The sequence below is a fragment of the Pseudarthrobacter sp. lyk4-40-TYG-27 genome (genome assembly GCF_030209295.1).
Lineage (GTDB): Bacteria > Actinomycetota > Actinomycetes > Actinomycetales > Micrococcaceae > Arthrobacter.
Map to the genome: position 1 here is coordinate 173172 of NZ_JARVSH010000006.1, position 16877 is coordinate 190048.

The 16877-nt window shown below is 66.3% G+C and carries 12 protein-coding genes and 1 tRNA gene; 4 read left to right on the forward strand and 9 right to left on the reverse strand.

Going from position 1 to position 16877, the window contains the following annotated elements:
• Positions 1-65: 65 nt before the first annotated feature.
• From metG to ilvD, 8 genes are all read right to left on the reverse strand, one after another.
• Positions 66-1625, reverse strand: coding sequence for a methionine--tRNA ligase (metG, locus tag QRM96_RS12610; protein WP_285319891.1), 1560 nt, complete (start codon positions 1623-1625; stop codon positions 66-68).
• Positions 1626-1660: 35 nt separating this feature from the next.
• Positions 1661-2416, reverse strand: coding sequence for an ABC transporter ATP-binding protein (locus QRM96_RS12615; RefSeq protein WP_018760051.1), 756 nt, complete (start codon positions 2414-2416; stop codon positions 1661-1663).
• Positions 2413-5211 (reverse strand): ABC transporter permease, encoded by a 2799-nt coding sequence (locus QRM96_RS12620; RefSeq protein WP_285319892.1) that lies wholly within the window; start codon positions 5209-5211, stop codon positions 2413-2415. Before QRM96_RS12620 ends, QRM96_RS12615 begins: the two co-directional genes overlap by 4 nt.
• Positions 5212-5427: 216 nt before the next feature.
• Complete coding sequence (gene serA / locus QRM96_RS12625) at positions 5428-7017, reverse strand: phosphoglycerate dehydrogenase (RefSeq protein WP_109045023.1); 1590 nt, start codon at positions 7015-7017, stop codon at positions 5428-5430.
• A gap of 125 nt (positions 7018-7142) precedes the next feature.
• Complete coding sequence (ilvC, locus tag QRM96_RS12630) at positions 7143-8168, reverse strand: ketol-acid reductoisomerase (RefSeq protein WP_026264226.1); 1026 nt, start codon at positions 8166-8168, stop codon at positions 7143-7145.
• Positions 8169-8251: 83 nt separating this feature from the next.
• The gene (gene ilvN, locus QRM96_RS12635) at positions 8252-8764 is read right to left on the reverse strand and encodes an acetolactate synthase small subunit (protein WP_018760055.1); all 513 of its coding nucleotides are present in this window, start codon (positions 8762-8764) and stop codon (positions 8252-8254) included.
• Between the two features lie 2 nt (positions 8765-8766).
• On the reverse strand, positions 8767-10674 hold the full coding sequence (locus QRM96_RS12640; RefSeq protein WP_018760056.1) for an acetolactate synthase large subunit: 1908 nt from the start codon (positions 10672-10674) through the stop codon (positions 8767-8769).
• Between the two features lie 292 nt (positions 10675-10966).
• Positions 10967-12685 carry a dihydroxy-acid dehydratase gene (gene ilvD / locus QRM96_RS12645; RefSeq protein WP_109045024.1) on the reverse strand — a complete coding sequence of 573 codons (1719 nt, stop codon included), beginning with the start codon at positions 12683-12685 and terminating at the stop codon, positions 10967-10969.
• Between the two features lie 257 nt (positions 12686-12942).
• Here ilvD and QRM96_RS12650 point away from each other — a divergent pair, with 257 nt between their 5' ends.
• From QRM96_RS12650 to QRM96_RS12665, 4 genes are all read left to right on the forward strand, one after another.
• Complete coding sequence (locus QRM96_RS12650) at positions 12943-13959, forward strand: sunset domain-containing protein (RefSeq protein ID WP_285319893.1); 1017 nt, start codon at positions 12943-12945, stop codon at positions 13957-13959.
• A gap of 19 nt (positions 13960-13978) precedes the next feature.
• Positions 13979-15052 (forward strand): PQQ-dependent sugar dehydrogenase, encoded by a 1074-nt coding sequence (locus tag QRM96_RS12655; RefSeq protein ID WP_285319894.1) that lies wholly within the window; start codon positions 13979-13981, stop codon positions 15050-15052.
• A 115-nt stretch (positions 15053-15167) separates the two neighbouring features.
• Positions 15168-15243 (forward strand) — tRNA-Lys (locus QRM96_RS12660).
• A gap of 346 nt (positions 15244-15589) precedes the next feature.
• On the forward strand, positions 15590-16222 hold the full coding sequence (locus QRM96_RS12665) for a hypothetical protein (protein WP_285319895.1): 633 nt from the start codon (positions 15590-15592) through the stop codon (positions 16220-16222).
• Between the two features lie 134 nt (positions 16223-16356).
• On the opposite strand, the gene QRM96_RS12670 is transcribed toward QRM96_RS12665, so the two are convergent.
• Positions 16357-16812, reverse strand: coding sequence for a MarR family winged helix-turn-helix transcriptional regulator (locus QRM96_RS12670; RefSeq protein ID WP_018760060.1), 456 nt, complete (start codon positions 16810-16812; stop codon positions 16357-16359).
• Between the last annotated feature and the right edge of the window lie 65 nt (positions 16813-16877).

Below are 16877 nucleotides of genomic sequence, written 5' to 3' on the forward strand. Positions count from 1 at the left end.
CCTGCAATGGGAAAGGGCAGGTGGCGCGGAAGTCCGCGCCACCTGCCCTCATCCGCACCGGAACCTCAGGCTTCGGCCGGTTCCTCGAATTTGGGGAAGACGGGAACCGGGGCGGGCAGCGCCGTACCGGGAACGATCGGGGTCGCGATCGCGGTGAACTGGCGTGCGTCCCCCCCAGGCTGGCCCAGGGCGTCCAGGAGCTTCGCGGTGGCGCCGGGCATGACCGGCTGGGCGAGGATCGCCACTATCCGGAGCACCTCCAGCGTCACGTACAGCACCGTGTTCATGCGCTCGACGTCGGTCTTCCGGAGCACCCAGGGCGCCTGCTCGGCGAAGTAGGCGTTGGTGTCCCCCAGCACGGCCCAGATGGCCTCCAGGGCGCGGCTGAACTCCTGCTTGTCGAACGCGGCCCGAGCGGCGTCGAGCAGGCCGTTGGCCTGGGCAAGGATGGCGGTGTCGGCGGCTGTGAGCTCGCCGGGGGCGGGTACGGCGGCGCCGCAGTTCTTGGCCACCATGGACAGGGAGCGCTGGGCGAGGTTGCCGAAGTTGTTCGCCAGGTCCGAGTTCATCCGGCCCACGATGGCCTCATGGTTGTAGCTGCCGTCGGCCCCGAACGGGACTTCGCGCAGGAAGAAGAAGCGCACCTGGTCCAGGCCGTAGCGGGCCACGAAGTCGGCGGGAGCCACCACGTTGCCCAGTGACTTGGACATCTTGACCCCGTTGTTGTTCAGGAAGCCGTGGATCATGACGCGCTTGGGCAGTTCCAGCCCGGCGCTCATCAGGAACGCCGGCCAGTAGATCGCGTGGAAGCGTGAAATGTCCTTGCCGATGATGTGCACGTCGGCGGGCCAGTACTTCCGGAACTTTTCGGACTCGACATCCGGGTATCCCACGCCGGTGAGGTAGTTGGTCAGCGCATCCACCCACACGTACATGACGTGCTTGTCGTTGCCGGGGACGGGGACACCCCAGTCGAACGTGGTCCGGCTGATGGAGAGGTCCTCCAGGCCGCGCTTGACGAAGCTGATGACCTCGTTGAACCGGTACTGCGGGGCGCCAAATTCGGGGTGCGCCTCGTAGAGCGCCAGCAGTTTGTCCTGGTAGGCGGACAGCCGGAAGAAGTAGCTCTCCTCCGCCGTCCACGTCACCTCGGTGTCCGTCTCTTTCGAGTAGCGCACGCCGTCGTCCTTCACCACCGTGTCATCTTCGCCGTAGAAGGCCTCGTCCCGGACGGAGTACCAGCCTTCGTACTTGGAGAGGTAGATGTCGCCGTTGGCTTCCATCTTCTTCCAGATGGCCCGGGATGCGGCGTAGTGGTCCTCGTCCGTGGTCCGGATAAACCGGTCGTAGCTGACGCCCAAGGCAGCGTGTGCCGCCTTGTAGATCTCGGCGTTCCGGGTCACCAGTTCCTTGGGCGTAATGCCTTCCTTCTCCGCGGCCTGGGCGATCTTCATGCCGTGCTCGTCCGTGCCGGTCAGGAACATCACGTCGTAGCCGTCCAGCCGCTTGAAGCGCGCCATGGCGTCGGTGGCTATGTACTCGTAGGCGTGGCCGATGTGCGGCACGCCGTTGGGGTAGGTGATGGCCGTGGTGATGTAGAACGGCGTTTTCTCTGAAGCAGTCACGGTCGGACGTTACCTTCGGTGCGTGAGTGGGTGGGCTAGATCAGTTCTGTCAGGGTATCGCTGAGCCGGACCAGTTCGTGGTCGTGCGAAGCCACCAGGACGGCGATGCCGTCGGAGGTGGTGTCCTTCAGGATGCTGATGATGCGGTTGGCGGAGGCGCGGTCCAGGCTGGCGGTGGGTTCGTCCACCACCAGGACGCGGGTGCCCAGGATCAGGGCCCTGGCGATGGCCACGCGCTGCCGTTCGCCACCGGAGAGCTGGGCCGGGCGGTGGCGCATGCGGCGGCCAAGTCCCACCAGGTCCAGCAGGTCCTTGGCCATGTCGCGCCGCTGCTCCACTTCGCCGTCGGGCACGGCGGGCAGCAGCACGTTTTCGAGGGCACTCATGCCGTCGATCAGTGCACCGCCCTGGTCCACGTAGCCGATGAGCGCACGGCGGCGGTCGGCGATTTCGTCGTCGCCCATGCTTTCGAGCGAGTCGCCTTCCCAGAAGACGCGGCCCGACGTCGGCAGGGTCAGCCCCGCGCCAACGGTCAGGATGCTGGTCTTGCCCGAACCGCTTCGGCCGGCGACGCAGTGCATCTCCCCCGCGTGCAGGGTCAGGTCGAAGCCCTCCACCACGCTGACCGCCTCGGCGCCGCCCTTTCCGCCACCGTAACGGATGGTGATGTCGCGCATCTCCAGCGGGGTGGCGTGATCGGCAGACTTGACGATGGTGTTGGCCCGGGTCTGCAGGGGGACCTCAGTGGAGCCGCTCCGGCGGCTGCGCTGGACATTCGTCGGGTTTGTCATTGGACCACTTTCGTTGCAATCGGTATCCAGCAAAGTACGGCCACCAGCCCGGCCACGGCGGCCCAGATGGCCGCGTAGGGTGCCAGCAGCAGGCCGATGCCCAGGGCGCCCAGCACGCCCAGCGGCAAGGCCACGGTTCCCACCAGCGCGTTCTCGAACAAACGTACCTGGCGAAGCATGTCCGGGTTCCAGCCCATGGCCTGGAGGATGCCCAGGTATTGGCGCTTGGAGTTGAGCTCGAAGCGTCCGGTCACCAGGGTGAGCACCAGCCCCACGGCCACGCCGGCCACTGCCAGCAGGATGCTGGGCAGCGTCACGCTGGCCGCTGCAAGTCCGCTCAGGGCGCTGGCACCTGCGGCCCGCGGAATGTCGATCAGCAGGGCGATCAGGCCGCCGACGGCGGCGCCGAAGACACCCACCGCCACGGCCAGGGACAGGGTGTTGAACTTGTTGGTGCCCAGCTGCCGGTTGGCGAAGGTCAACGGCGAATCGACGGGGATGAGCCGCTCGTCATGCTGCGGTTCCTGGTCGATCACGTCGCGGTGGCGGAGTTGTTGCGCGGCGAACAGTGCCGCGCCGCAGTAGAGGACCACGACGGCGGCGCACACCAGGGCGGTCGGCAGGCTCCAGCTCAGGAGGCTCAGCAGGATCCCTGCGGCAGCGAGGAGGACGGCGCCGACGCCGAACTCCTCAAGGACCCAGGTGCGGATCCGCCGTTGGGTCCAGCCCATGGCCCGCAGTGTTCCGGCCTCGCTCCGGCGTTTCCGGATGTAGCTGACGGTTGACGCGCCGGTCAGCAGGGCCGCACCGCAGAGGGTAAGGAACAGCAGGGTGACGTTTGTTCCGGACAGGGATCCTGCCACGGCGTCGGCGGCGTTCTGCCGGACCCAGGACTGCTGGACCGTGCCCAGCGCGGATTCCTTGCCCGCCCCGTCCTTTGAGTAGCCGGGGACGGCGATGCTGGTGTCCTCGCGGGCCGAACCGGCCACGATGGTGGCGTCCAGGCCCATGTCCCGGATTTCGGCGGCAAGCTTCTCCACCTCGGGCTGGGCTTCCTTCCAGCTGCCCGGAGCCTTGGCCCGGACGCGGACGGCGTCGATGACCGCGGCGTTCTGCTTGTAGCCGCGGGCAGCCGCCAGGCCGTAGTAGTCGGTGATCGCACCGGCGGACTGGCTCGCCAGTCCGGTGGCGCTGAGGGAAGGCTTCAGTTCCGCGGCGGGGACATCCTTGCCTGCGGCGTCCTTGACCAAGGTGAACGGCGTGGGGTCGTAGCCGCCCAGCGGAAGCTTGTTGACGTCACCCGAGGCGGCGGCAACGGCAGCGGGGTCGAACGTGCCATAGACCATGGGCAGCGGCTGGGCCGGCTGCTGCTGGCCGGTGGACAGGTTGTCCCGGTACGAGCGCTCGTCTACCGGGTCGCGCTGGGTCTGGTCCACGGGGGCGCCGCTGGCGGCCTTGTCCGGCAGCCGGTTCACCGTTACCCAGTCACCGGGAACTGCGGTCTTGTCCACGGCACCGTTGGCGGCGGTGTCGCCGTCGGTGTACTTGGGGGCGCCGGCAAAGTTGGTGCTCCACTTGGCGGGCGTGTAGAGGCCCTGGTTGAAGTTGCCGTTGTTCCCCAGCAGGGACGAGTGGTCGGTGGAGCCGGGCCAGGAGAGCACGAAGGGGTCCTTGGACACGAACGGCAGGTAATCCTTGCCCAACGACTTGGACACCGTGCCGACGTCCTTGACCACCTTGCCGGCGTCGTCGATTTCCTCGATCTTGACGTTGTACTTCAGGTCCAGCGACGTGCCCGACCGGACGATCAGCGGCACGGCCTGTGAGCCGCCGCTGAGCTGGCCGCTGCGCTTGGCCTGCTGGTACTGGGTCATCAGGGGTGCCCAGTACTTGAGCTTGACGCCGAGGAAGTCGGGGCCTTCCTTGAGCTGGTCCATGCTGATGCCGTTGGTGAAGAGGCCTTCCAGGTACCGTCCCACGGCGCCGGCGTCACGGGCGTCGGCGGGGGGAGCCTTTTCCAGCGGGGTCAGGAAGTCGCCTGCGGAGCCCAGGAGGGCGCGCTCGGCCGCCGGGTCCACTGCCACGACGGATTCGGTGACCTCGGGGGCGAGCGGCAGCGCCACGGAGAGGTTGAAGAGGTTGTGCTCGGACCCGCCGGCAGGGTTGGGGAATTTGATGCCGGTCTCCCCCGCCGGTGCGGCGATGCGGATGCTGCTGCCGCCCTGGGCCTTCTCTTCGACGAGCCGCGCCTTGCCCAGGGTGCCTTCGGCGGTGGTCTTGAAGAGGGTCTGCTCGGAGTTTCCGTCGGAGCTCACGGCGCTGGCAGTCAGCCGGTACTTCTTTGCAGTGTCGCTGAGGACGGATTCGGCTGCCGGCCACTGATTCGGGGCGGTGGCCCCTGCGGCCTGGTCGGCGGTGGCGGTGCCGGCGAGCCCGGCGTTGTAGCCGAGGTAGTCCATGGCGTCGAGCCGGGGCGTCTCAAGGTTCTGCGTTACCCGCGAGACCAGGCTGATGGGTGCGGCCACGGACGTGCCGGAGAGTTTCCGGATGGAGTCCAGCTGGTCGAACCCAATGCCGCCGGCGCCATTGGCGATCTCGGGCTGCAGGAGTGCTCCGGAGGGCGCCTTGGCCTGGACCAGGATGTCGTAGAGCCCCCTCGAATTTTCGTCGATTGTCCGGTTGAGCGCGGCCTGTGACTGGCTCTGGACGACGACCGACAAGCACATTGCTGCGATCAAGATGGCCGCGGTCAACAGCAGCACCCTGCTTCTGATGAACCTCTGGACGGCGTTCATGGAACTCCCTGAAACCTGGATTGCGTGCGCGCACTTCCAACCGCCGGGCAGACGTGGGCGATGGCGGACGGATGTGCAAAAGGTATTGGCCGGCCTGCCGGCTATGGTCCTGAACCAGGACCAAGCCATTTTAAGCAGACCGGCCAATCATACGTGGCTCCGCCCGGGCGTGCCTGCGCGGAGGAGCGGCTTCGGCGTTTCGGCCGGTGTGTCGCGTTAGTCTTCCAGGTCCACTTCCCGGACCATTTCAGCGCCGATGCCGGCCTTGATGGCGTCCAGCACCTGCTGGGGCACGGAGCTGTCGATGGTCAGCAGGGCCAGGACCTGGCCGCCTTCGTCGGAGCGGGCCACCTGCATGCCGGCGATGTTGATGTTGTTCATGCCGAGGATGTGGCCGATGGTGCCGATGACGCCGGGGCGGTCGGTGTAGGCCACCACCACCAGGTGCTCGCTGATGGGGATTTCGACTTCGAAGCCGTTGATGCCCACCAGCTTCTCCACCTGCTTGGGGCCGGTCAGGGTCCCGGCCACGGAGATCTGGCTGCCGTCGCTCAGGGCGCCGCGGAGCGTCAGGACGTTACGGTAAGACTCGGTGTCGGGGGTGGTGATCAGGCGGACGTTGATGCCGCGCTGCTCGGCGATGACGGGTGCATTGACATAGGACACCTGTTCGGTCACGATGTCGGCGAAGATGCCCTTCAGCGCAGCCAACTCCAGGACCTTGACGTCGAGGGAGGAGATTTCGCCGGCCACTTCGACGTCGAACTGGGTCAGGGAAGCGTGGGTCAGCGCAGTGAAGATGCGGCCCAGCTTCTCGATCAGCGGGATGCCCGGGCGGACGTCGGGGGCGATGACGCCGCCGGCCACGTTGACGGCGTCCGGCACCAGTTCGCCGGCCAGGGCCAGGCGGACGGACTTGGCCACGGAGACGCCGGCCTTTTCCTGGGCTTCATCGGTCGAGGCACCCAGGTGCGGGGTAACCACCACGTTGTCGAGCTTGAAGAACGGCAGGTCGGTGCTGGGTTCCTTGGCGAAGACGTCGACGCCGGCTCCGGCGATCTCGCCGTCCTGCAGGGCCGTGAAGAGGGCTTCCTCGTCCACGAGGCCACCGCGGGCGACGTTCACCACGTAGGCGGTGCTCTTCATCTTCTTGAAGGCGTCAGCGCCGAGCATGCCCACGGTCTCCGGCGTCTTGGGCATGTGGATGGTGATGAAGTCGGACTGGGCCAGGAGCTCATCCAGGGTGACCAGCTGCACGCCCAGCTGCGCCGCGCGGGCGGACGTGATGTAGGGGTCGTAGGCCAGGATCTTGGTGTCAAAGCCCTTGAGGCGGGCTGCCACGAGGGCGCCGATCCGGCCGAGTCCGATGATGCCGATCTTTTTCTCGAACAGCTCGATGCCGGTGTACTTGGAGCGCTTCCACTCGCCATCCTTGAGGGCGGCGCTGGCCTGCGGGATGTGGCGGGCCAGGCTGAGGATGTGGCCCACGGTCAGCTCGGCGGCAGAGACGATGTTGGACGTGGGGGCGTTGACCACCATGACGCCGGCCTGCGTGGCCGCCTTGATGTCCACGTTGTCCAGGCCCACGCCGGCACGGGCGATAACCTTCAGGTTCTTGGCGGCGGCGATGGCTTCGGCGTCCACCTGGGTGGCGGAGCGGACCAGGATGGCGTCTACGTCACTGATTGCCGAGAGCAGCTGGGAACGGTCTGCGCCGTCAGTCTGGCGGATTTCAAAGTCCGGGCCGAGGGCCTCGACGGTGGCGGGGGAAAGTTCTTCGGCGAGCAGTACTACGGGTTTTGACACGGCTGATCCTCTGCGTTGCAGTCCTGGGGATGGAAACAAGTCTAGGCCGACGGAAAGGCCGGGCTCACATTGTTAAGTGTGAACCCGGCCTCACCGCTGCGGTCTGCGTGGTTGGGCTGGCGGCCTTAGCGGGCTGCGGAGCCTTCCACGTAGTCCACGTCCTGCTGCTGCCAGGAGAACAGGGAACGCAGTTCGCGGCCCACGGCCTCGATGGGGTGCTGTTCAGCCTTGGCGCGCAGTTCCTTGAACTCGACGCCGCCGTTGTCCTGGTCTTCGATGAAGCGCTTGGCAAAGGCGCCGGACTGGATGTCGGCCAGGACGGCCTTCATGTTTTCCTTCACCTCGGGGGTGATGACGCGGGGGCCGGAGACGTAGTCGCCGTACTCGGCGGTGTCGGAGACGCTCCAGCGCTGCTTGGCGATGCCGCCCTCCCACATGAGGTCAACGATGAGCTTGAGCTCGTGCAGCACCTCGAAGTAGGCAATCTGCGGCTGGTAACCGGCTTCGGTGAGGGTTTCGAAACCGTACTGGATCAGCTGGGACACCCCGCCGCAGAGCACGGACTGCTCGCCGAAGAGGTCGGTTTCGGTTTCCTCGGTGAAGGTGGTCTTGATGACGCCGGCGCGGGTGCCGCCGATGGCCTTGGCGTAGGACTTTGCCAGCTCCCAGGCGGACCCGGAGGCGTCCTGCTCGACGGCGATGATGTCCGGGATGCCGCGGCCGGCTTCGAACTCGCGGCGGACGGTGTGGCCCGGCGCCTTCGGGGCGATCAGGATGACGTCAACGCCCTCGGGGGCCTGGATGTAACCGAAGCGGATGTTGAAGCCGTGGGCAAAGGCGAGGGCCTTGCCGGGGGTCAGCTTGTCCTTGATGGAGTCGTTGTAGATCGCGCGCTGGTGCTGGTCCGGCGCCAGGATCATGATGACGTCGGCCCATTCGGCGGCGTCGGCAACGTTCTTGACCGTGAAGCCGGCGTCCTCGGCCTTGGCGGTCGACTTGGAGCCTTCCTTCAAGGCGATAACGACCTCGACGCCGGAATCGCGCAGGTTCAGCGCGTGGGCGTGGCCCTGCGAGCCGTAGCCGACAATGGCAACCTTGCGGCCCTGGATGATGGAAAGGTCGGCGTCGTCGTCGTAGAACATTTCAGTCACTTGCGTAACTCCTCTTGAGTGGTTGTAGATAGTGGTCTTGCGGTGCTGCGGTTACGGGCGCCAATTCCCGCCGGGGCTGGTGCCTAGGCGGAACGGAGGGCCCGGTCACTCATGGAGCGGGATCCCCGTCCAACGGCCAGGGTGCCGGACTGCACGATTTCGCGGATGCCGAAGGGCTCCAGCACTGAAAGCAGGGCTGTGAGCTTTTCCGGATGGCCGGTGGCCTCAATGACGACCGAGTCGGTGGACACGTCCACCACTGAGGCGCGGAACAGGTCTGCGGCCTGGGTTACCTGCAGCCGTGTAGCGGCATCCGCCCGTACCTTGACCAGGATGTGGTCGCGCTGTACGGAAGTTTCTGGGGTCAGCTCAACGATCTTGATCACGTTGACCAGCTTGTTGAGCTGTTTGGTGACCTGCTCGATGAGGTCGCCGTCGGCGTCGACCACCACGGTCATGCGGGACACGCCCGGCACTTCGGTGGGGCCGACGGCCAAGGAGTTGATGTTGAAGGCGCGGCGGGCGAACAGGCTCGCCACGCGGGTCAGGACGCCGGGCTTGTCCTCGACCAGGACGGAAAGTGTGTGGCGGCTCATGCTCAGTCTTCCTCTTCCCATTCCGGGGTCATGTTTCGGGCAACCTGGATCTGGTCGTTGCTCACTCCGGAGGGCACCATCGGCCACACCATGGAGTTGGGGCTCACCACGAAGTCGATGACCACGGGGCGGTCATTTATTTCGAGTGCCTTCTGGATGGTGGCGTCGATGTCCTCTTCGCGTTCGCAGCGGAACGAGGCGCAGCCGTAGGCCTCGCCCAGCTTGACGAAGTCCGGGATGCGGACGGTGTCATGGCCGGTGTTGAGGTCCGTGTTGGAGTAGCGGCCCTCGTAGAAGAGGGTCTGCCACTGCCGCACCATGCCCAGCGAGGAGTTGTTGATGACGGCAACCTTGATGGGAATGTTGTTGATGGCGCAGGTGGCCAGCTCCTGGTTGGTCATCTGGAAGCAGCCGTCGCCGTCGATGGCCCAGACCACCCGGTCAGGCTCGCCCACCTTGGCGCCCATGGCCGCGGGAACGGCGTAGCCCATGGTGCCGGCGCCGCCGGAGTTCAGCCAGGCGTGCGGGCGCTCGTACTTGATGAACTGGGCAGCCCACATCTGGTGCTGCCCAACACCCGCCACGTACACGCCTTCGGGGCCGGTCAGCTGGCCGATCCGCTCGATGACCTTCTGCGGGGCGATCAGGCCGTCGTCCGGTTCCGTCCAGCCCAGCGGGTAGGTTTCCTTGAGGTTGTTCAGGAAGGCCCACCAGGTGGTCAGGTCAGGCGTGCCGGAAGCCTCGAACTGGCTGCGGACGGCCTCTGTCAGTTCCGGAATGATCTCCTTGACCGAGCCCACTATGGGGACATCGGCGGTGCGGTTCTTGGAGATCTCGGCGGGGTCGATGTCGGCGTGGATGACCTTGGCATGCGGTGCGAAGGTGCGCAGCACGCCGGTCACGCGGTCATCGAAACGGGCGCCGAGGGTGATCAGGAGGTCCGACTGCTGAAGGGCCGTGACGGCGGAAACGCTGCCGTGCATGCCCGGCATGCCCACGTGCTGCGGGTGGGAATCCGGGAAGGCGCCTTTCGCCATCAGGGTGGTCACCACGGGTGCTCCCGTGGCCTCGGCCAGGGCGCGCAGTTCAGCGGAGGCGTGCGCCTTCACCACGCCGCCACCGACGTACAGGACCGGCTTGGAGGCGGCGGCGATGAGTTTCGCCGCCTCGCGCACCTGCTTGTTGTGGCCCCGGGTGACCGGCCGGTACCCGGGCAGGTCGATCCGCGGCGGCCACGAGAACGTCATCTGTCCCACCTGGGCATCCTTGGCAACGTCCACCAGGACGGGCCCGGGACGGCCGGTGGAGGCCAGGTGGAAGGCCTCGGCCATGACGTGGGGGATGTCGTTGGGGTCGGTCACCAGGAACGAGTGCTTGGTGATCGGCATGGTGATGCCCACGATGTCGGCTTCCTGGAACGCATCGGTGCCAATGACGCCGCTGGCGACCTGGCCGGTGATGGCCACCAGGGGCACGGAGTCCATGTGGGCGTCCATGATGGCGGTAACGAGGTTGGTGGCGCCGGGACCCGAGGTGGCGATGCAGACGCCAACCCGCCCGGTAACCATGGCGTAGCCTTGCGCGGCGTGGCCGGCTCCCTGTTCGTGACGGACCAGCACGTGGTTCATGGTGGAGGCCATCAAGGGGTCGTAGGTGGGCAGGATCGCGCCACCAGGCAAACCGAAAATGTCGTCGACGCCGAGTTCTTCGAGCGAACGGACGATTGCTTGCGAGCCGGTCATCACCGTCGGGGGTACGACGTTGTTCGGCCCAAGGACAGGAGAGACAGCAGCAAGGTCGGCGACGACGGCGGCATGGTCAGCCGTCCGGTCGGCGCGTTCCGGAGCCTTGGCGGCTCCAGCGGACTTGGTGGCCATCAGCGAGGGGCTGATGGGCGATCCTTTGCTCATCGGACTCTTCCTTGTGGATCTTCTCTGGTGTTCGAATGTGACTGGAAAGGCGGGAAATAAAAAAACCCCTCAGCCTGGTGGCTCTGTGAGGGGTTCGCGCGTGACGGTTCGTTACCAGGGCTAATGTGCCACGCGCTTGGTAAGGACGACGACGATGCCGGTAACGAAAGTCATGCGTTCAGTTTTCCCTCTGGTGTGATGGGTGTCAACGAGCAACAACCCTATCTCACCATGTGGACAACACTGTCCACTCTTTGATCCTATCTCGGAAGGACCAGCCTAAAACCGGACGTCAGCCGGTGTAGGCACCCTGGCTGGCGCTGTGTACCAGCTTGGCGTACTTGGCGAGCACTCCCTTGGTGTAGCGGGCCGGAAGCGGCTGCCAGTCCACTTTGCGGGCCTCAAGTTCCGCGTCGTCCACCAGCAGGTCGAACGTGCGGGCGGCGATGTCCACCCTGATCCGGTCGCCGTCCTTGACGAAGGCGATCGGGCCGCCGTCGACCGCTTCCGGCGCAACGTGGCCGATGCACAAGCCGGTGGTTCCGCCGGAGAAGCGGCCATCCGTCAGCAGGAGGACGTCCTTGCCCAGCCCGGCACCCTTGATGGCGCCGGTGATCGCCAGCATTTCCCGCATGCCGGGGCCGCCCTTGGGACCTTCATACCGGATGACCACGACGTCGCCGGCCTTGATCTCGCCGTTGTCGAGTGCGTCCAGCGCCCCCTTCTCGCGCTCGAAAACCCGGGCAGAGCCCTCGAAGACGTCGGCGTCGAAGCCGGCGCTCTTGACGACGGCGCCTTCCGGAGCCATTGAGCCGTGCAGGATGGTGATGCCGCCGGTTTTGTGGATCGGATTGTCCAGTGCGCGAAGAATCTTGCCGTCAACGTCCGGCGGGTTGATCGCGTCGAGGTTTTCGGCGACGGTCTTGCCCGTGACGGTGAGGCAGTCGCCGTGCAGCAGGCCGGCGTCGAGCAGGGCCTTCATGATGACGGGAACGCCGCCGATCCTGTCGACGTCGGTCATGACGTAGCGGCCGAAGGGCTTGAGGTCGCCCAGGTGCGGGATCCTGTCGCCGATGCGGTTGAAGTCGTCGAGGGTGAGCTCAACCTCGGCTTCCCGGGCGATGGCCAGCAGGTGCAGCACGGCGTTGGTGGAGCCGCCGAAGGCCATGGTGACGGCGATGGCATTCTCGAACGCTTTCTTGGTCATGATGTCCCGGGCGGTGATGCCCTTGCGCAGGAGGTTGACCACCGCTTCGCCGGACTTGCGGGCGAATTCATCACGACGGCGGTCTGCCGAGGGCGGGGCGGCCGAGCCGGGGAGGGACATGCCCAGCGCCTCGCCGATGCAGGCCATCGTGTTGGCCGTGTACATGCCGCCGCAGGCGCCTTCGCCGGGGCAGATGGCCTTTTCGATCCGGGTGAGGTCTTCCATGCTCATCTTGCCCGCGGCGCAGGCACCCACCGCTTCAAAAGCGTCGATCAGCGTGACTTCCTTTTCGGAGCCGTCCTCGAGCTTGACCCAGCCGGGCATGATGGACCCGGCGTAAAGGAAGACGCTGGCCAAGTCCAGGCGGGCGGCCGCCATCAGCATGCCGGGCAGGGACTTGTCGCAGCCGGCCAGCAGGACCGAGCCGTCGATCCGCTCCGCCTGCATGACGGTCTCCACGGAGTCGGCGATGACTTCACGGGAGACCAGGGAGAAGTGCATTCCCTCGTGGCCCATGGAGATGCCGTCCGAAACCGAAATGGTGCCGAATTGCATGGGGAACCCGCCGCCTGCGTGGACGCCTTCCTTGGCGCCCTGCGCGAGGCGGTTCAGGGAGAGGTTGCAGGGAGTGATCTCGTTCCATGAGCTCGCCACGCCAATCTGGGGCTTGGCAAAGTCGTCATCGCCCATGCCGACAGCCCGGAACATGCCGCGCGCGGGCGCCGCATGGATCCCATCGGTGACGACGCGGCTGCGGGGCTTGATGTCAGGCGTGTTTGCGGTTGCGGTCTGGGCGTCACTCATAGGGGAAAGTCTAGGGCGCGCACCGCTGCCGGACGACCGTCACATCAGCTTCCCGTTGAAATAACGGGAAAAATTCGCCAAATAGTGGACTCATGTCTCACATAATGAGACGTCGATGGTGGTCGAGGCTCCGTCCGGCCACCCGCACGACCGGGGAGGACGCCAGCCTGCGGCCCGCGGCTTCTCTGGACAGCAGTGCCTGCCCGACGTAGCGTCGGGGACAGGACACCCCCGCCGCCCGGATCGAGAGGCCTGCCATGGACATTCTTTTCTGGATCATTCTCATCGTTGTTCTCGCGGCAGTCGTTTGGTGGCTGCTGAAGCGCAACAGGTCAACCAGTACCCCTGGCGCCTCCGGCACCAGATCGGACGGCGCCCTGGAGGGAGGCAGCGCCGCTGCCTCGGCCGAGGCTGCCGCGACCACCGGGATACCCACGGCAGCGGGCTTCGGCCGCGCCGCCGAACCGGCAGCCCCGCCAACGGCTGAGGAACCGGCGGATTCATCGGCGACGCCACGGACGGCGACACCCGCGGCTGCCGAGGCCACCGACAACCCGGTCCAGGGCCCTTCCGGCGCCGATGCCGGCATGGCTGCACCCGGCTCCGTCGGCGCCCGGGAAGATGAGCGCAGGCTGCAGGATGAAGCCGAGTGGGAAACCCAGTGGTCGGAGGCCGGGCCGTCCGGGCCACGTCCCGCCCCGTCCGCCACCAACGATGCAGCGGCCACGGCCGCAGCGTCACAGGCAGCCCCGCCCGCCGCAGGGGCCGAGTCCGACGCGGCGGACGACGGCGCCGGGGGGCAGGAATCCCGGGCGCACAACTCCCCCGCACCGGCCCATCCTGTCCATCCTGTCCATCACGACGAATACACCGCCCCCCACGCCCCGACGCTGCCCGGCGCCGAGACGGCCGCCGGAGAGGAGACGGCAGCATCCGAGGCGACGGAGCATGCGGAGGCGACGGAGCATGCGGAGGCCTCCGCCCCGACGGAGGAAGCATCAGGCCACCACGACGCCGCCCCGGGGCACAGCGAAGCGGCGGGAGAACCAGCCGGGCACCTTGCGGCAAAGGAACCGTACGGGGCAGGCTCGGCATCGCCGGCCGCCGATGGAAGCGGTCCGGCGGACTACAGCGTCAAGGGAGACGCCACTGCGATGGTCTACTACGAAGAAGGACATCCCGACCATGAGCACATCCGGGCGGATGTCTGGTTTGAGTCTGCCGCGCACGCCGAGGCTGCCGGTTTCCGCGCTCCGCGCCGCAAACGGCCCTAGCCGGAGGCGGGGCCGCCGTATGACGCTACGCCCCTACTGGATGGCCTGCCTGCTCTTCCTGCTGGCAGCGTGCACCGGCTCGCCCGGCCCAACACATGGCACGGGCTCCGGCACCACGGCCGAGCCGCCCGTCTCCGTACCCGAGGTGCAGGAAAAGCTGGAACTGAAGCTGGCCGTCCCCTGGGCGGCCGTCTTCCTTCCGGACGGCACGGCAATCATCTCCGAGCGGGGAACGGCGTTGTTGAAGGCGGTCCACGACGGACAGGCCACCACCGTGGGCAAGGTCCCGGGGGTGGTGCCCGCCGGTGAAGGGGGCCTGCTGGGCCTGGCGCTGTCACCGCATTTCGACGTTGACCGCTACCTCTATGCCTACGTGACAGGGCAGGAGGACAACCGGGTGGTCCGGCTGACGCTGCAAAGGGACGCCGACGGCGCACTCTCCCCCGGTCCACCGCAGACCGTCTTTGCCGGCATACCGAAAGCAACGACGCACAACGGCGGGAGGATCCGGTTCGGCCCGGACGGCTTCCTCTATGTTGGCACCGGCGACGCCCAGCGCCGGGAACAGCCCCAAGATCCGGACGCCCTGGGCGGCAAGATCCTCCGGCTCGCCCCGGACGGCAGTCCGGCGCCCGGGAACCCGTTCGGCAATGCCGTGTACAGCCTGGGTCACCGGAACGTCCAGGGACTGGCCTGGGACGGCGAGGGCAGGCTGTGGGCCAGTGAATTCGGCCCCGACGTCAATGACGAGCTCAACCTGATCCTTCCGGGCGCCAACTACGGATGGCCCGAAGTGACGGGCGCACCCCACCGGCCGGAATTCCAGGATGCAAAGGTCGTGTGGCCCTCCACCAGCGAATCATCGCCCAGCGGCCTGGAAATAGACGGCGGCACCGCGTACCTGGGCGCGCTGCGCGGGGAGCGGCTGTGGGCCGTCCCCCTTCAAGGCACCGAGGCAGGTAATCCTGTGGCCTATTTCACAGGAATGTACGGGCGGATCAGGGACGTGATCCGGACCCCGAACGGCGGATTGTGGCTGATGACGAACAACGAAAACCCTGATTTCGTGCTGGTTTTGGGGCTGCGGCGGTGACGGCACTTCCTCCGTGGGCGCCGATTTCACTTGCACCGGAAGTTCGTGTAGAGTTTCATGTCGTTGCGGAGATCAACGGGAAAGAAAAAGCCCGAAAGATTGAAGCAAACAAGATGCACCTCTAGCTCAATTGGCAGAGCAATTGACTCTTAATCAATGGGTTCCGGGTTCAAGTCCCGGGGGGTGCACCAAAGGAACCCCGTCTTTACTGGCCGAGAGGCCACGTAAAGGCGGGGTTTCGTTTTGCGCCTGTAATGGATGGTGTGCCGCACGGCGACCCAGAGGTTCACATCCAATGCCTCCGAATCTGCCTGGTGGCTTCCCGAAGGTAGTCGGTATCCTGCCCTGGTGAACCCGGCACGCCGCCGGACGAGATCGGTAGGCCCGGCGAAGCTGTGTCTGGTCTTCTTGCAGGTTGCCATGATGTCCTGTCAGGGTGCGACCGCGGCCTGCCCGGGCTGCAACCGGGTTAAGCCGGGACCCGGGGTTCCGCACATATGACCGGGGTACCCGTTTCCTCATTGAAAGTAGTCCCAGTTGAAAAAACAGCTCGCCGTTACCGCTGCCCTCGCCGGGATCACCCTGGCCGTCGCAGGATGCTCCGCGACCGCCACCTCCGGCCCTGGCACCGCCGTGTCCACGCCCGGCATGACAGCTCCGCCCACCGCGTCCTCCTCCGCGGCATCCACCGGATGGGAACTGAAGCCACAGGGGGGCGGTGACCGAATCAAGGCCGCCGGGCTTCAGGTCCTCAACGCCGAAGGCGCTGCAGAGCATTTCCACGCGCACCTGGACGTCCTCGTGGACGGCAAGCCGGTCGCCGTTCCGGCGGACATCGGCTTCAGCTTCACCCCGGCCGGCCAGCCCAACGGGATCTCCGCGCTGCACAGCCATGACAAATCCGGGATTATCCACATCGAAGCACCAACCGCCGGCGCCACGTACACGCTCGGGCAGTTCCTCACCGAATGGGGTGTCCTGGACGGCACCGACCCAACGCCAGGAACGCCACATTCCGCCCAGGATGGCTGGAGTGTGGCCGTCAACGGAGTTCCGCACGACGGGAAGATCTCCGATGTGGTCCTAAAAGCCCACGACGAGGTCGTCCTGTTCCACGGCGCGGCGCCAGTTCCGGTCCCCGCCACGTTCACCTTTCCGGCAGGGCTGTAGCCCCCTCACCGGCGGCCGCCGACAAGACCCCCATGTGCTCCGCGCGCACCTAACAGTGTGGCCTCCGGACACAAAAAAGCGTGGCCCCGGCAGTCCTTGCCGGGGCCACGCTTGACGGCGTTATGAAAAGCCGGTTACTTGGCGGAGTCCACCAGCGCAGAGGCGTTGCTCGGCGTCGTGGCGAACTGGCTGGCGAGTTCACGGACCACAGCCTTGAGCTCCTGGCGCAGGACCTCGGGGTCGATCGAAGAGGAAGCCAACACCGAACGCTCCATCTCCACGGCCTGGGCTACCGCTTCCTTGCCGCGCTCAGTCAGCGAGACCACATGGCTCCTGCGGTCCGACGTGCTCCGCACCCGGGCGATATGGCCGTGGGACTCAAGCCGGCTGAGCGTCTTGCCCATGGTCTGGGCCTGGACGCGGACATACTGGGCGAGCTGGGCCTGGGTCATGGGGCCTTGCGCAGCCAGCACCTCTATGGCGATAACACCGGCGTGCGTGAGTCCGATGGCGCCAAGTTTTTCGTTCCAGGAGTGTTCAACGAGGCGCGCAGCAGTGGACAGGAGGCGCCCTGTGGGCCAGTGATCCATATCAGGCATAGCAGCCAGTATAACCAAGTGCCGATTAGCACTCGCCCCACCCGCTTACTAGGCTG

Coding starts and splice junctions, on each gene's coding strand:
- QRM96_RS12615 (WP_018760051.1), bottom strand. CDS start 2,416: ATGACAAACCCGACGAATGTCCAGCGCAGCCGCCGGAGCGGCTCCACT.
- QRM96_RS12620 (WP_285319892.1), bottom strand. CDS start 5,211: ATGAACGCCGTCCAGAGGTTCATCAGAAGCAGGGTGCTGCTGTTGACC.
- ilvN (WP_018760055.1), bottom strand. CDS start 8,764: ATGAGCCGCCACACACTTTCCGTCCTGGTCGAGGACAAGCCCGGCGTC.
- QRM96_RS12640 (WP_018760056.1), bottom strand. CDS start 10,674: ATGAGCAAAGGATCGCCCATCAGCCCCTCGCTGATGGCCACCAAGTCC.
- ilvD (WP_109045024.1), bottom strand. CDS start 12,685: ATGAGTGACGCCCAGACCGCAACCGCAAACACGCCTGACATCAAGCCC.
- QRM96_RS12650 (WP_285319893.1), top strand. CDS start 12,943: ATGGACATTCTTTTCTGGATCATTCTCATCGTTGTTCTCGCGGCAGTC.
- QRM96_RS12655 (WP_285319894.1), top strand. CDS start 13,979: ATGACGCTACGCCCCTACTGGATGGCCTGCCTGCTCTTCCTGCTGGCA.
- QRM96_RS12670 (WP_018760060.1), bottom strand. CDS start 16,812: ATGGATCACTGGCCCACAGGGCGCCTCCTGTCCACTGCTGCGCGCCTC.